Origin of the sequence: Micromonospora sp. CPCC 205739 (assembly GCF_036906795.1) — a bacterium.
In the GTDB taxonomy this organism is placed as follows: Bacteria; Actinomycetota; Actinomycetes; order Mycobacteriales; family Micromonosporaceae; genus Micromonospora.
The window spans coordinates 257,938-271,537 of the sequence record NZ_JBAKHS010000001.1; the positions used below are offsets into that span (position 1 = coordinate 257,938).

General features: G+C 74.4%; 14 protein-coding genes and 2 tRNA genes. 6 read left to right on the top strand and 10 right to left on the bottom strand.

The window, feature by feature from the left end:
• Positions 1–8 precede the first annotated feature (8 nt).
• The gene (locus V6U88_RS01215) at positions 9–1,208 is read right to left on the bottom strand and encodes a glycosyltransferase (protein WP_334449122.1); all 1,200 of its coding nucleotides are present in this window, start codon (positions 1,206–1,208) and stop codon (positions 9–11) included.
• Positions 1,209–1,591: 383 nt separating this feature from the next.
• On the opposite strand from V6U88_RS01215, the gene V6U88_RS01220 reads away from it, so the two are divergent.
• The 3 genes from V6U88_RS01220 to V6U88_RS01230 all read left to right on the top strand — a co-directional run bounded on the left by V6U88_RS01220 (position 1,592) and on the right by V6U88_RS01230 (position 4,036).
• Positions 1,592–2,593 carry an SDR family oxidoreductase gene (locus tag V6U88_RS01220; protein WP_334449124.1) on the top strand — a complete coding sequence of 334 codons (1,002 nt, stop codon included), beginning with the start codon at positions 1,592–1,594 and terminating at the stop codon, positions 2,591–2,593.
• A 56-nt stretch (positions 2,594–2,649) separates the two neighbouring features.
• The gene (locus V6U88_RS01225) at positions 2,650–3,390 is read left to right on the top strand and encodes an ATP-binding protein (RefSeq protein WP_334449126.1); all 741 of its coding nucleotides are present in this window, start codon (positions 2,650–2,652) and stop codon (positions 3,388–3,390) included.
• Positions 3,391–3,463: 73 nt separating this feature from the next.
• Positions 3,464–4,036, top strand: coding sequence for a DUF5709 domain-containing protein (locus V6U88_RS01230; protein WP_334449127.1), 573 nt, complete (start codon positions 3,464–3,466; stop codon positions 4,034–4,036).
• 13 nt (positions 4,037–4,049) lie between these two features.
• Here the strand turns inward: V6U88_RS01230 and V6U88_RS01235 are convergent, their stop codons facing one another.
• Together V6U88_RS01235 and macS are read right to left on the bottom strand one after the other, a co-directional pair.
• On the bottom strand, positions 4,050–4,697 hold the full coding sequence (locus V6U88_RS01235) for a response regulator transcription factor (protein ID WP_334449866.1): 648 nt from the start codon (positions 4,695–4,697) through the stop codon (positions 4,050–4,052).
• Between the two features lie 14 nt (positions 4,698–4,711).
• Positions 4,712–5,842, bottom strand: coding sequence for a MacS family sensor histidine kinase (macS, locus tag V6U88_RS01240; protein ID WP_334449129.1), 1,131 nt, complete (start codon positions 5,840–5,842; stop codon positions 4,712–4,714).
• A 120-nt stretch (positions 5,843–5,962) separates the two neighbouring features.
• Between macS and V6U88_RS01245 the strand changes: the two genes are divergently transcribed.
• The gene (locus V6U88_RS01245; RefSeq protein ID WP_334449130.1) at positions 5,963–6,430 is read left to right on the top strand and encodes an ATP-binding protein; all 468 of its coding nucleotides are present in this window, start codon (positions 5,963–5,965) and stop codon (positions 6,428–6,430) included.
• A gap of 11 nt (positions 6,431–6,441) precedes the next feature.
• Here the strand turns inward: V6U88_RS01245 and V6U88_RS01250 are convergent, their stop codons facing one another.
• Complete coding sequence (locus V6U88_RS01250; protein WP_334449131.1) at positions 6,442–7,380, bottom strand: ribose-phosphate diphosphokinase; 939 nt, start codon at positions 7,378–7,380, stop codon at positions 6,442–6,444.
• Positions 7,381–7,458: 78 nt separating this feature from the next.
• Here V6U88_RS01250 and glpK point away from each other — a divergent pair, with 78 nt between their 5' ends.
• The gene (gene glpK, locus V6U88_RS01255) at positions 7,459–8,943 is read left to right on the top strand and encodes a glycerol kinase GlpK (protein ID WP_334449133.1); all 1,485 of its coding nucleotides are present in this window, start codon (positions 7,459–7,461) and stop codon (positions 8,941–8,943) included.
• On the opposite strand, the gene V6U88_RS01260 is transcribed toward glpK, so the two are convergent.
• Positions 8,944–9,777 carry a phosphoribosylaminoimidazolesuccinocarboxamide synthase gene (locus tag V6U88_RS01260; RefSeq protein ID WP_334449134.1) on the bottom strand — a complete coding sequence of 278 codons (834 nt, stop codon included), beginning with the start codon at positions 9,775–9,777 and terminating at the stop codon, positions 8,944–8,946.
• Positions 9,778–9,964: 187 nt separating this feature from the next.
• Here V6U88_RS01260 and V6U88_RS01265 point away from each other — a divergent pair, with 187 nt between their 5' ends.
• A complete protein-coding gene (locus tag V6U88_RS01265; protein ID WP_334449135.1) occupies positions 9,965–11,296 on the top strand; it encodes an ABC transporter substrate-binding protein in 1,332 nt (443 codons plus the stop codon).
• Between the two features lie 43 nt (positions 11,297–11,339).
• On the opposite strand, the gene V6U88_RS01270 is transcribed toward V6U88_RS01265, so the two are convergent.
• The 5 genes from V6U88_RS01270 to V6U88_RS01290 form a co-directional block, all read right to left on the bottom strand.
• A complete protein-coding gene (locus V6U88_RS01270; RefSeq protein ID WP_334449136.1) occupies positions 11,340–11,588 on the bottom strand; it encodes a hypothetical protein in 249 nt (82 codons plus the stop codon).
• A gap of 111 nt (positions 11,589–11,699) precedes the next feature.
• Positions 11,700–11,776, bottom strand: a tRNA-Met gene (locus V6U88_RS01275).
• Between the two features lie 128 nt (positions 11,777–11,904).
• Positions 11,905–11,981: transfer RNA gene (locus tag V6U88_RS01280), tRNA-Met, on the bottom strand.
• 59 nt (positions 11,982–12,040) lie between these two features.
• On the bottom strand, positions 12,041–12,964 hold the full coding sequence (locus V6U88_RS01285; RefSeq protein ID WP_334449138.1) for a hypothetical protein: 924 nt from the start codon (positions 12,962–12,964) through the stop codon (positions 12,041–12,043).
• Entirely contained in the window at positions 12,954–13,463 is a 510-nt protein-coding gene (locus V6U88_RS01290) for a SigE family RNA polymerase sigma factor (RefSeq protein ID WP_334449139.1), read from the bottom strand. Before V6U88_RS01290 ends, V6U88_RS01285 begins: the two co-directional genes overlap by 11 nt.
• Positions 13,464–13,600 lie beyond the last annotated feature (137 nt).

Genomic DNA, 13,600 nt, shown 5'->3' on the forward strand with positions numbered 1-13,600 from the left:
CGTCGGGGTCAGGCCTCGACCGGCTTGCGCCGGAGCACCACCCGCTCGTAGAGCCGTTCCAGGGCGCTGGCGGTGCGCTCCCACGTGTAGCTGCACCGCACCCGGTCCACCGCCGCGTGCCCGTACGCGAACCGCCCGGCGTTGTCGGCCAGCAGCCGGCGCAGCGTCACGCCCAGCGTGCGGACGTCACCCGGGGGCACCAGCCGCCCGGTGACCTCGTCGACCACCGCGTCGGCGATGCCGCCCATCGCGTACCCGACGACCGGGACGCCGCAGGCCATCGCCTCCAGCGACACCCGGCCGGCGGAGGAGTAGTGCGGGGTGCAGGCCACCACGTCGGCCGAGCGGTACCAGGTGGCCATCTGGTCGTGCGGCACGGCTCCGACCAGCTTCACCTGGTCGGCGACCCCGGTCCGCTCGGCCAGCTCGCGCAGGCGGCGGGCCTCGGCATGGGTGGCCAGCTGCTCCGGCGGCGGGCCACCGGCGATGACCAGTTCGGCGTCGCCGACCAGGCGCATCGCCCGGATCAGGTCCTCCTGGCCGTGGCCGGGCGAGAGCCCGCCGACGGAGAGGATGCGGGCTCGCCGGTCCCGGGGGGCCGCCTCGCCGTCGGGGTGGAACTGCTCGATGTCCACCCCGGCGGGGACCATCGCCACCGAGGTGCGTTGCAGCCCCATCCGGGTCAGCTCGTCCACCTCGTCGTTGCACTGGGCGACCGCGATGTCCACCGCCCGGGTCAGCGCCCGCTCCAGCGGGATCCGCTCCCCCGGGCCGCCGTACTCCTGGCCGAGGTGGCGCAGCTGCTCGACGCCGAGGGAGTGGAAGGTCTGCACGACCGGGATGTCCGTCTCGCGTACCGCGTGGGCGGCGGCCAGGCCACCGATCCAGTAGTGCCCGTGCACCACCTCCGGGGTCCACTCGCCGGACCAGCGGTCGGCCAGCCAGCGGCCGAACTCCGACACGTAGGGCACCAGCTCGGCGGTGGGCAGCGGGGCGGGCGGGCCGACCGGCACCCGCTCGAGGCGGTAGCCGTCCACCTCGACGACCTCGGGCAGGGCGGAGTCCTCCCGGCGCTCGTAGACCCGTACGTCGTGGCCGCGCCCGGCCAGCTCGGCGGCGACCCGGGCGATGTGTTCGTGGGTGCCGACGGCGGGGGCGTCCGCATGCCGGGCCGTGCCGGCGTGCGCGCAGACGAGGCCGACGCGCATGGTGCACCTCCATGCGATTCGTGAGGGATGGTCCTCCGGTCAGAGGGTCCCATTAACCGAGCCCCGACGAGCCCAAACCTGGCAGATCGGGAGCAGTCGGAAGGGCTTCGCAGCCCAGGTCCGGACACCGTGGCACGCGGCGGACCGCCGGCCGCCGCCGCCCGGATTTCCGCAGGTCCGATGCGCCCTGACGGGGTGCCGGGCCGGGCGGGCGAGGCCCTGCCGGCGGCCGGCCCGGGTGATCCGTTTACGTCATCGGTTCCACAGCCTCCGGAGCGGGCGTCCGGCGGTGGCCCGCAGCGCCGGACGGCGGACCCACGCGGCGGCCGCGATCCGTCCCGGTCCGGCTGCATGACCCACCCTGGGCGGGGTACCGACGAAGAATGCCGCTCACCCGCAGTCTCTCGGACGCCGTCGTGGTGGTCACCGGCGCCTCCAGCGGCATCGGTACCGCCACGGCGTACGCGCTGGCCCGCCGGGGCGCCGACGTCGTCCTCGCCGCCCGCAGCGAGTCCGCCCTCGAGGAGGTCGCCCGGCGCTCCCGGGAACTGGGCGGACGGGCGCTGGTGGTGCCCACCGACGTCACCGATCCGGTGGCGGTCGAGGAGCTGGCCGCCCGCGCGGCGGCCGAGTACGGCCGGATCGACGGCTGGGTGAACAACGCGGCGGTCAGCGCGGTCGGGCTCTTCGACGAGATCCCGGTGACGGAGTTCCGCCGGGTACTGGAGGTCAACCTGCTGGGCGCGGCGTACGGCATCCGGGCCGCACTGCCCTGGCTGAGCCTCTCCGGTGGCGGGGTGCTGGTCAACAACGCCTCGGTGCTGGCCGAGGTGGCGATGCCCTACCAGTCGGCGTACAACGCCACCAAGCACGGCATCCGGGGACTGGCCGACACGGTCCGGCAGGAGCTGCGGGTCACCGGCCGGGGCAACATCTCGATCTGCACGGTGCTGCCGGCCACCATCGACACCCCGTTCTTCCGGCACGCCGGCAACCACACCGGCCGCGAGCTCGTCCCACCGCCACCGGTGTACGCGCCCGAGATGGTGGCCGAGACCATCGTCCGGCTGCTGCGCCGGCCCCGCCGGGAGGCGTACGCCGGCGGCGCGGCCCGGCTGCTCGGCCTGCAGTGGCGGCTCGCGCCGGCGCTGGCCGAGCGGGTCCTGGGCTGGTACGCGCACCGGACGCAGTTCGGGCCGTCCGGAGCGGCGGACAGCACCGGCAACGTCTTCCGCGCCGACGCCGCGGCGGAGCGCGAGGGTGGCTGGCACGGCCGGCGCCGGCAACTGGTCCGGGTGAGCGCCGCCTTCGGGCTGGCCGCCGCCGGCACCGCGGTCGGTACGGTGGCCGCGATGACCCGTCGGTCGCGGGCCGAACGGCGATGAGCGGCCCGGAGCGGCCGGGTGCGCGCACCGCCCCCGGCATGCACAATGGGACGATCATGCCGACCGACGCGCGATGCCTGGTGGAGGCGGACGAGACGTCCGCGACCGTACGGCTGAGCGGCGTGCTGGAGCCGATCGCCGCCGACCGGGTACGCGACGCCCTGCTGGCCCGGCTCACCGACCGGCCCGGCCCGATCGTGGTCGACGTGGCCCTGCTGCGCTCCACCGGCGACACCGCCGCACGACTGCTGGCCGAGGTCCGCCGCACGGTCGCCGACTGGCCCGCCGCCGACCTGCTGGTGCTCGACCCGGCCGGTACGGTCACCGACACCGACGCGACCGGGCTGCCGGTGTACCCGACCGCCGACGAGGCGACCGCCGCGCTGGCCCGTACCCCGATGGCGGCGCTGCTCGCGGCCGACCTCGCGCCCGTGGTGGGCGCGGCCCGCCACGCCCGGGAGATGGTCGCCGACGGTTGCGCCCGCTGGGGCGTGCCGCAGCTGGCCGAGCCGGCGTCCATCGCGGTGACCGAGATGGTCAACAACGTGGTGGCCCACGCGCGGACCCCGATGACGGTCCGGATCGCGCCGCGCGACAGTTCGCTGCACGTGGCGGTCCGCGACCACTCCCCGCGGCAGCCCGCGTACGCCGGCCTGGCCCCGCTCACCTCGACCGGGGGCCGTGGCCTGCTGCTGATCGACACGGTGGCCCGGCGGTGGGGCAGCACGCCGGTCCCGGGCGGCAAGGTGGTCTGGTGCGTGCTGCACGCCGAGGACGAAGCCGCGCGCCAGGGCTGACTTCTCCCGTTTCATCCCGATCGCGGAGTCCGTTCCCGGTTACCCGGGGCATGGCAGTGGGTAGTGATCAGTCATGCGCGACGACGAGTACCCGACCCCCCTCTCCGACCCTGAGGCGGAGGGCCTGCCGCAGACCGCCGACGACGACTCCACCGCCAACGACGACCTCAACACCGGCCGCGAGGCGGACGGCCCGGAGCCGGCCCAGTTGCCCGGCGACCGGACGCCCGTCGCGGTGGACAAGTTCGGCACCACGGCCGAGGAGCAGCTCGACGGGGAGTCGCTGGACTACAAGCTCCAGCGGGAGCAGTACGAGCGCCCCGCCGACGACCCGCTGGCCGGCCCGGTCGACCCGGACATCGCCGCCGAGGCGGACAGCGACGAGGCCGCCGCCGAGGCGCAGCTGGACGCCGACGTGATGAACCCCGGTCCCACCTCGGACCCGCGCTCGCCGGTCTCCATCTACGACCACGGTCAGCTGGGCACGATCGCCGACTCCCAGGTGGGCCGGCTGGTCGAACCGGACGAGGGGGCGCACACCGACCAGGAGACCGACTCGGTCGCCTACGACGCGGGCTCCGCCGGCGGCGGGGCCACCGCCGAGGAGCTGGCGATGCACGAGACCCGGCCGCCGGAGTCGCACTGACCCCGACAGCCACTCAGTCGTCGAGCCCGCGCTCGATCGCGTAGCGGGTCAGCTCGACCCGGTTGTGCAGCTGGAGCTTGCCCAGCGTGTTCTGGACGTGGTTCTGCACGGTGCGGTGCGAGAGCCCCAGTCGCTCGGCGATCTGCCGGTACGACAGCCCCTTGGCGACCAGCCGCAGCACCTCGGTCTCCCGCTCGGTGAGCCGGGGTGCCGCGTCGTCCCGGCCCGGCCGCGCCCCGCCCTCCCCGGCGACGGCCAGCCGGCGGTACTCCCCGAGCACAAGTCCCGCCAGGCCGGGCGTGAAGACCGGCTCCCCGGCGGCGGTGCGGCGGACCGCGTCCAGGAACTCGGCCGGGGCGGCGGACTTCATCAGGTAGCCGGTGGCGCCGGCCTTCACCGCGTCCAGCACGCCCTGCTGCTCGCCGCTGGCCGAGAGCATCAGCACCCGCACCTCGGGCAGCACGGCACGCAGCCCCCGGATCACCTCCACCCCCGAGATGTCGGGCAGCTGGAGGTCGAGCACCACGACGTCGGGCCGGGCCGCGGCGGCCACCCGGACCGCCTGCCGCCCCTCGCCGCTGGTCGCCACCACCGTGTGGCCCGCCTCGGTGAGGTCCCGGGCCACCCCCTCCCGCCACATGGGGTGGTCGTCGACCACCATCACCCGTACCCCGCTCACCCGTCCTCCCTCGGTACCACCAGCTCCACCTCGGTGCCCTCCCCGGGCGCGGAGACGATCCGCACCTCGCCGCCGAGGTCGGCGATCCGGCCCCGGATCGACTGGCTCATGCCCAGCCGCCCCTGCCGCGCCGCCTCGGCCAGCCGGCCCTCTCCGATGCCCGGGCCGGCGTCGCGCACCGACACGGTCACCGTCTTCCCCTCGTCCTCGACCAGCACCCAGGCACGGCCGTCGGCGTGCCGCCGCACGTTGTCCAGCGCCGCCCCGGTGGCCGCGGCCAACTCCCGGGCGACCCGGGCGGGCAGCGGGACCGGGGTCGCCGGGGCGGAGACGGAGACCGCCGCCGAGGCGTACCGGCCGAGCAGGGCGCGCAGGTCCAGGGTGCCGCCCGCCGCGTCGGCGGCGGGCACCGGGTCGACCCCGGAGATCAACGCGCGCAGCGCCGCCTCCTGCTCGCCGGCGAGCCGGGCCAGCTCACCGGCCTCCCCGTCGAGGTGGGCGCCGCGCCGCTGCACCAGGGCCAGCACCTGGAGCACCGAGTCGTGGATGCCCCGGGCCAGCCGCTCCCGCTCGCGGGTGGCCGCCTCCAGTTGCACCGCCCGGTGCAACCGCTCCTCGGCGGTCACCGCCAACCGCGCCACGTGCCCGACGATCACCCCGGCCAGCAGCAGCAGGATCACCCCGGTGAGCGAGGAGGGGCCGATCCGCCCCCGGCTGGCCAGGTCCGCCGCGCCCAGCGCCAGCGCCGCGACCGCACCGCGCCGCCGCCCGCCGGAGACCGCCCAGGCCAGCACCGGGCCGGCCAGCCAGACCACGGCCAGGGTCGGCACGCCGGCCGCCAGCGCCGCCCGGCCGACCACCCACGGGGAGACGGCGAGCACGACGAGCACGACGCCGAGGTCGGCCAGGAGCAGCGGCCAGCGCCGGTTCGCCGGCCGGGCGTAGCCGGCGGCGGTCACCCCGGACCAGGCCAGCATCCCCAGCAGGACGGCGCCGGCGGCGAGCGGGTGGGCGTACCGGTCGGCGTCGCGGAGCACCAGCAGGCAGACGTACCCCAGGGAGGCGAAGCGGAAGACGGCGATGGAGCGCCAGAGCGGCCCCTCGAGACCGGCCGGTGGCGACGACATGGCCGTCACGATGCCACAGCGACCGGCCTGCCCGGCAGGGCCGCCGGTCGCGGGACGGAGAACCCTGACGTACGGTGGAAATGTCGCGAAAACTGCAAGACCCGCTGTCGGGACAGGGCCATGACGAACGCAGAACCGCCCACGCCGCGTACGGTTGTGCCCATCGAACCCTCCCTCCTCATCGCCGAAGCCTTCGGCCAGGCCCAGGTGACCCAGCTGCGACACTCGGTCACCTCCTGCGCACACGCCGCCGGGCTGGACGGCCAGCGCCTGGACGACTTCGTGCTGGCCGTCAACGAGCTGATCACCAACGCGGTGCGGCACGGCGGCGGCCAGGGCTGGCTGCGGCTGTGGCGGGGGGCCGACGAGCTGGTCTGCGAGGTCTCCGACCACGGCCGGGGCATCAGCGCACAGCGGCTCGACGACCGCAGCCGCCCGGCCCCGGACACCGCCGGCGGGTGGGGCCTCTGGCTGGCCCGGGAGCTGAGCGACGCCATGGAGGTCGAGACCAGCCCGGCCGGCACCACGGTACGGATCAGCGCGCTGACCCAGGCGCTGCGCCCCGCGGGCGGCCCGAGCGTCGACTGACCCGGCCGGTCTCAGCCGAAGAGCGCGCTGACCGACTCGCCGTTGTGGATCCGCCGCATCGCCTCGGCCAGCGCGGGCGCCACCGAGAGGATCTCCAGCTTCGGCACCCGCTTTTGAACCGGGATCGGCACCGTGTTGGTGCAGACGATCTCCAGCACCCCCTCCTGCCCGCTGAGCCGCTCCAGCGCGCCGCTGGAGAAGAGCCCGTGGGTGCAGGCGAGCCGGATCGAGCGCACCTTCCGGTCGCGCAGGTGCGCCATCAGCTCGATCACCGTGCTGCCCTTGGCGATCTCGTCGTCGAGGACGATCACGTCCCGGTCGTCCACGTCGCCGATCACCGTGCTGATCTCGACCCGGTCGTCGCTGAACCGCTGCTTCGCCCCGGCCGCCACCGGGGTGCCGAGCATCCGGGCGAAGGCCGCGGCCTCCTTGGCGTTGCCCAGGTCCGGCGAGACCACCACGGTGTTCGTCAGGTCGTAGCGGCGGAAGTGGGTGGCCAGCTCGCGCAGCGCGTGCAGGTGGTCGACGGGGACGCTGAAGAAGCCGTGCACCTGCGGCGAGTGCAGGGTCAGCGCCAGCACCCGGTGCGCCCCGGCCGAGGTGAGCAGGTCGGCGACGAGCCGCCCGCCGATGGAGATCCGCGGGGCGTCCTTCTTGTCCGACCGCGCGTACGCGTAGTGCGGCAGCACCACGGTGATCCGGCCGGCGGACGCGCCCCGGGCCGCGTCGATCATGAGCAGCAGCTCGACCAGGTGCTCCTGGACGGGCGGCACCAGCGGCTGGATGAGGAAGACGTCGCGCTCCCGGCAGTTCGCCTGCAACTGCACCTCCAGGCAGTCGTTGGCGAACCGGGAGACCCGCACGGGATGCAACGGGACGTCGAGGTGGGCACAGATCTCGGCGGCGAGCTCGGGATGGGCGGTTCCGCTGAACACGGCGATGTCACGCACGGTCCAGATCGTACGGACGTCACCGGGCGGGCGGACGCGTGGGCGACGGCGCGTTGACCTTCCGGGTACGGTGCCGCAATGACCGGAGAGTACGTCGCCGCCATCGATCAGGGCACCACGTCGTCACGGTGCATCGTCTTCGACCGGGCCGGGGAGATCGTCTCCGCGGCGCAGCGGGAGCACCGGCAGTTGTTCCCGCAGCCCGGTTGGGTGGAGCACGACGCCGAGGAGATCTGGGACAACGTCCAACAGGTCGTCCGGGAGGCCCTCGCCGCCGCCGGTACCGGGCCGGAGGGGCTGGCCGCCGTCGGCATCACCAACCAGCGGGAGACCACCGTCGTCTGGGACCGGGCCACCGGCCGCCCGGTGGCCAACGCGATCGTCTGGCAGGACACCCGCACCGGCCCGCTGCTGCGCGAGCTGCACGAGGCGTACGGCGAGCAGCGCTTCCGGGAGCGCACCGGGCTGACCCTGGCCACCTACTTCGCCGGTCCGAAGCTGCGCTGGCTGCTGGACAACGTCGAGGGGCTGCGGGAGCGGGCCGAGCGGGGCGAGGTGCTCTTCGGCACGATGGACAGCTGGCTGATCTGGAAGCTGACCGGCCGGCACGTCACCGACGTGACCAACGCCAGCCGGACCATGCTGATGGACCTGGAGACCCTGGACTGGGATCCGGAACTGCTCGACGCGATGCGGGTGCCGGCGGCGATGCTGCCGGAGATCCGCTCCTCGGCGGAGGTGTACGGCACCGCCGAGGGGCTCCTGGCGGGGGTGCCGGTGGCCAGCGCCCTCGGCGACCAGCAGGCGGCCCTGTTCGGGCAGACCTGCTTCCAGCCGGGCGAGGCGAAGTGCACCTACGGCACCGGCAGCTTCCTGCTGCTCAACACCGGGGCGAGCCCGGTCGTCTCCCGGCACGGCCTGCTGACCACGGTGGCCTACCGGATCGACGGGCACCCGGCCGCGTACGCGCTGGAGGGCGCGATCGCGGTCACCGGCTCGCTGGTGCAGTGGCTGCGGGACAACCTCGGGCTGATCTCCACCGCGCCGCAGGTGGAGGAGCTGGCCCGCACGGTCGACGACAACGGCGGCTGCTACGTGGTGCCGGCCTTCTCGGGGCTCTTCGCGCCGCACTGGCGCAGTGACGCCCGGGGTGTGATCGCCGGTCTGACCGGCTACATCACCAAGGGCCACCTGGCCCGGGCGGTGCTGGAGGCGTCGGCCTGGCAGACCCGCGAGGTGGTCGACGCGATGGACGCCGACTCCGACGTGGCGCTGCGCCGGCTGCGCGTGGACGGCGGCATGACCGCCAACGGCCTGCTGATGCAGTTCCTCGCCGACGTGCTGGACGTGCCGGTGGTCCGCTCCCGGATCACCGAGACCACCTGCCTCGGCGCGGCGTACGCGGCCGGCCTGGCGGTCGGGTTCTGGCCGGACCTGGCGACCCTGCGCGCCCAGTGGAGCTCGGACGCGCAGTGGGAGTCGACGATGACGCCCGAGCACCGGGAGCGCGAGCTGCGGCAGTGGCGCAAGGCGGTGGCCCGCACCCTCGACTGGGTCGAGTGACTACGCCCAGCGGTTGCCGGTGAGCTTCTCGTAGACGTCGACGTAGCGGGTCCGGGTCGCCTCGACCACCTCGGCGGGCACCTCGGGGGCCGGGCCCTGCTTGTCCCAGCCGCTGCTGGTCGCCCAGTCCCGGACGTACTGCTTGTCGTAGGAGAACTGCGTCCGGCCGGGCTGGTACGACTCGGCCGGCCAGAACCGGGACGAGTCGGAGGTGAGCAGCTCGTCGCCGAGCATCAGGGTGCCGTCCGGCGCCCAGCCCAGCTCGATCTTGGTGTCGGCGACCAGGATGCCCCGGTCGGCGGCGAGCTCCGCGCCCCGGCAGTAGACGTCGATGGTGATCTGCCGCAGCCGTTCGGCGGTCTCCGCGCCGACCTTGTCCACCACCTCGGCGAAGGTGATCGGCTCGTCGTGCTCCCCCACCGGCGCCTTGGTCGACGGGGTGAAGATCGGCTCGGGCAGGATCGACGCCTCGACCAGGCCGCGCGGCAGCACCACGCCGGAGACGGCGCCGGTGCGCTGGTACTCGGTCAGGCCGCCGCCGGTCAGGTAGCCGCGGGCGACGCATTCCACCGGGACCATCTCCAGCCGCCGGCAGCGGATCGCCCGGCCGGCGAACTCGGCGGGCACGTCGGTGGTCGAGATGACGTGGTTCGGCACCAGGTCGGCGAGCTGCTCGAACCACCAGACGGAGAGAGCGGTGAGCAGTCGGCCCTTGTCCGGGATCGGCGTCGGCAGCACCACGTCGTAGATCGAGATGCGGTCGGAGGCGACCAGGATCAGGTCGTCGCCGTCGGCGTAGACGTCCCTGACCTTGCCCGAGTGCAGAAGTTCCACGCACCCTAGTACACCAGACGGCGTGCGGACGCCCGGTGCGGCCACCGGACGTCCCACCGCCACCGGTACCGGGATCGGACCCCGGCGCCGAAAACGGTCCCGACCGGGTGGGCGGCGGGCGTTGACACCCGGGCTCGGTCCCTGCGTGAATGGTCCGGCCCTCACCACCGCGCACCAGGAGCGCCCCGTGCCCGCTGCCCGCCCCCCGCACCCCCGGCCCGGCGCCGACCCGGCCCGACGGCGGCTGCTCGGCGCGCTGCTGGCGGTGCCGGCCCTCGCCACCGGCGGGCTCGCCGGGTGCAGCGACGACCCGAGCGCCGGGGTCGACGACGACGGGCCGATCGAGCTGTCGGTCTTCTGGTGGGGCAACACCCGACGCGCGCAGGCCACCGAGCGGGCGCTGCGGCTCTACTCCTCGCGCAACCCCCGGGTCACCTTCCGGGTCACCTGGCAGGCCGCCGGCGGCTACTACGACCGGCTGGCCACCCAGGCCGGCGGCGGCAACGTGCCGGACCTGTTCCAGGTCGACGACGCCGTGCTGACCGAGTACGCGCAGCGGGGCATCGCCCTGGACCTCAGCCCGTACGCCGCGGACGGCCGGCTCGACCTGGGCGGCCTGCCGCCCGGGCTGGCCGACTACGGCCGGGTGGACGGGCGGCTGCACGGGGTCGCGGCCGGGCAGACCCACGTCGCCGTGGTCTACAACAAGGACCTGCTGCGCCGGCTCGAAGTGCCCGAACCGACGATCATGCCGTGGGCCGACTACCTCTCCTGGGCGGCGCGGGTCACCCGGGCCAGCGGTGGCCGGGTGGCCGGCACCATGGACCCGTCCGGCGACCACCGGGCGCTCTGGCTCTGGCTGCGCGGCCAGGGCGGCAAGTTCTACCAGGGGCGGCAACTCGGCTTCAGCTCGGCGGCCCTGGTCGACTGGTTCGAACTCTGGCAGCGGGCCCGCAACGACCGGGCGACGCCGGCCGCGGCCCTGGTCGACCGGGCCGACGGCGGCGAACCGGCGCGTCAGCTGGTGGTCACCGGCCACACCGCCGCCTCGTTCGCCTGGTCGCACCAGCTTCCCGAACTCCAGCGCTACACCAGCGACGAGTTGGCGCTGGCCGCCTTTCCCGGGCCGCCGGCCGCCCAGTGGGACCGGGCCTCCATGTACTGGGCCGGTTTCCGAGGCACCCGGCATCCCGGGGTGGTGGCCGACGTGGTCAGCTTCCTGACCACCAACGTCGAGGTGGGCCGCATCCTCGGCACCGAGCGCGGGCTGCCGGCCGACCTCGCCGTGCGACAGGCCGTCACCCAGGCGCTCGACGATCCCGTCGTCTCGCGGGTCGCCGCCCTCGGCACCACCCTGAACGACCTGGTCGGGCCCGCCCCGGCACCACCGCCGCGGGGGCACGCGCGGGTGCGTGCGCTGCTCACGGCGGCGGCTCAGGACGTCCGGTCGGGCCGGGCGGGTGCGCGGGCCACGACCTCGAAGTTCATGGCGCAGGCGCAGGGGGCGCTGGCCGAGTGACCCCGGCCGGCGTCGCGAAGGGCGCCGGCCGGGGTCGAACGGATCAGCTCGGCGGACGGTTGCGGCGGTTGCGCATCAGCCGCAGTACCAAGAACACGATCAGCCCCACCACGACGAGGCAGCACAGCAGGCCGAGGATGCCGCCACCGCCCCGACCCCTACGTCGTGCGGCTTCCACCACCAGCTCGCCCTGGCTCGTGGACGCCCAGGCCGCGACCGGTACGAAGACCGAGAGCACGACCGCACCGAGGACCGCGCTCAGCCGGCCCCACCACCTGTTCCAAGATGACATGACCCCATCCTGACCGAGACGGGCAACCGGGGCACGCCGGACGGCCGGAAGGCCGCTCGGTCGGCGGAAATGGCGAACGGCCCGAGGATCAGATCCTCGGGCCGTTCGTCGTGGTAGCGGGGACAGGATTTGAACCTGCGACCTCTGGGTTATGAGCCCAGCGAGCTACCGAGCTGCTCCACCCCGCGTCGACTCCATAAGCCTAGCGCATCCCCCGGACCGAGATCACCCGGGTCCCCGATCTGCCACCGGAGCCGTTCGGCCGGCGGCGGAAATGGCGAACGGCCCGAGGATCTGATCCTCGGGCCGTTCGTCGTGGTAGCGGGGACAGGATTTGAACCTGCGACCTCTGGGTTATGAGCCCAGCGAGCTACCGAGCTGCTCCACCCCGCGTCGGCTCGTTAACCGTAGCCTACGGGGCACCGGACCCGCAAAACGGGCCCGGAACGCAGTCAGCGCAACCAGTCCCGGATCGCCGTCACCGCCCGGCGGCTGTCCGCGTCGACCTGCGGCTTCGGGCTGGAGCTGCCCTCCCAGCCCTGGTCCCACAGCACCGTCACCACGTTCCCGATCCGGATGGCCCGGATCAGTCGCAGCTCCTCGTCGCCGGTCGGCTCGCCGTTGACGTCCCGGTACGGCACGCGCATCTCGAACAGCACCGACTCGTCGCCGTAGCCGGCGCTGGCCAGCAGCTTCTGCCGGGAGGTCACGTTGCCGACCGGCTGCGCCGGGCAGTCGCGTACCGCGTCGCGCAGTTCGTCGAGCGCGGCGGCGGCCTTACCGTCGCGGTAGATGGTGATGCTGTGCCGGTAGAGACCGTCCGGGATGTTCCCCTCCGGCGTGCCGGCCAGCTTGAACGGCACCGAGCGGACGCGCTGCCGCACCGTCCCCGACGCGCCCGGCTCCGCCCCGCAGAGCGCGGGCAGCACCTGACCCCCGCCGAACCGGGACCCCGCCCCGGTGTCGTTCGCCGCCGCCAGCTTGAAGAAGGCCGAATCGGGGATCGAGGTCGGCGTCCGGGCGGTCGGTGAGGTGCGCGTCGGTGACGTCGACGGCGGTTGCCGCGACGCCGACCCGCTCGGGCCGGGCGAGGACGCCGACGGGGTGGGCGTGGGCTCCGACGGCACGGGGTTGGGCGAGGGCGGGCCCGGGCTGTCCGCGGGCGGCCCGACCCGGGTGTCGGGAGCGGCGGCGAAGACGAACTGGGCACCGACGGCCGTCCCGCCGACCAGCGCCGCCGCGGTCAGCGCCCCCAGCGCGGCGCGGGTCCGCGCCCGACGGTCGGCGTACCGGCGCACCACGTCGGGCGCCGCCAGGCCGCGTGGATCGGTGTCTTCGGCGAGCGAGCGGTAGAGACCGGGCAGTTCACGCGACATCGTTGACCTCCAGCTCCTTCGACGAGACTCCGGGCAGCAGCTCGGCAAGCCTCGCCCTGCCCCGGGACAGCCAGGACTTCACGGTGCCGGTAGGCACCCGCGTCTCGCGGGCGATCTCCTCCACCGGCATGTCGAACAGGTAGTGCAGGGCCAGCGCCTGCCGTTGGTTCGCCGGCAGCTGCCGCAGGGCAGCGACCAGCAGGACGGTGTCCTCGCCGGGTGGCCGTACCACGTCGGGTGGGCCGGTGCGGCTCACCGCCGTCCGCCAGCCGCGCAGCCGGCGGAACCGGTCGGTGGCCAGGCGGCTGACCACCAGCCGCAGCCACGCCTCCGGCGCCGGATGGGTGGCGAGCTTGCCCCACTGCCGCCACGCCCGGGCGTACGCCTCCTGCACGAGGTCCTGCGCCTCGCCGTGGTCACCCGCCACCGCGTGGCCGTACCGGAGCGTCCGCGCGGACGTGCTCCGGTAGAACTCGTCGAAGCTCTGCGCGTCCCTCATGCCCACATCACGCCTCCCCGTTTCCCCCACCTGCTGACAAGACGGTCCACGGGGCCGGTCGGTTGCAGGCGTCGGGTCGGAAAAGCGACAAGCCCGCGACCCTGGAGGACCGTCGGTCCCCGGGTCGCGGGCTCGTC

What these genes read in the sequence shown, in the direction of transcription:
- V6U88_RS01290 (WP_334449139.1), bottom strand. Translation starts at nt 13,463, where the DNA reads ATGAGGGACGCGCAGAGCTTCGACGAGTTCTACCGGAGCACGTCCGCG.
- glpK (WP_334449133.1), top strand. Translation starts at nt 7,459, where the DNA reads ATGACCGGAGAGTACGTCGCCGCCATCGATCAGGGCACCACGTCGTCA.
- macS (WP_334449129.1), bottom strand. Translation starts at nt 5,842, where the DNA reads ATGTCGTCGCCACCGGCCGGTCTCGAGGGGCCGCTCTGGCGCTCCATC.
- V6U88_RS01220 (WP_334449124.1), top strand. Translation starts at nt 1,592, where the DNA reads ATGCCGCTCACCCGCAGTCTCTCGGACGCCGTCGTGGTGGTCACCGGC.
- V6U88_RS01235 (WP_334449866.1), bottom strand. Translation starts at nt 4,697, where the DNA reads ATGGTGGTCGACGACCACCCCATGTGGCGGGAGGGGGTGGCCCGGGAC.
- V6U88_RS01285 (WP_334449138.1), bottom strand. Translation starts at nt 12,964, where the DNA reads ATGTCGCGTGAACTGCCCGGTCTCTACCGCTCGCTCGCCGAAGACACC.
- V6U88_RS01270 (WP_334449136.1), bottom strand. Translation starts at nt 11,588, where the DNA reads ATGTCATCTTGGAACAGGTGGTGGGGCCGGCTGAGCGCGGTCCTCGGT.
- V6U88_RS01225 (WP_334449126.1), top strand. Translation starts at nt 2,650, where the DNA reads ATGCCGACCGACGCGCGATGCCTGGTGGAGGCGGACGAGACGTCCGCG.
- V6U88_RS01245 (WP_334449130.1), top strand. Translation starts at nt 5,963, where the DNA reads ATGACGAACGCAGAACCGCCCACGCCGCGTACGGTTGTGCCCATCGAA.
- V6U88_RS01215 (WP_334449122.1), bottom strand. Translation starts at nt 1,208, where the DNA reads ATGCGCGTCGGCCTCGTCTGCGCGCACGCCGGCACGGCCCGGCATGCG.
- V6U88_RS01230 (WP_334449127.1), top strand. Translation starts at nt 3,464, where the DNA reads ATGCGCGACGACGAGTACCCGACCCCCCTCTCCGACCCTGAGGCGGAG.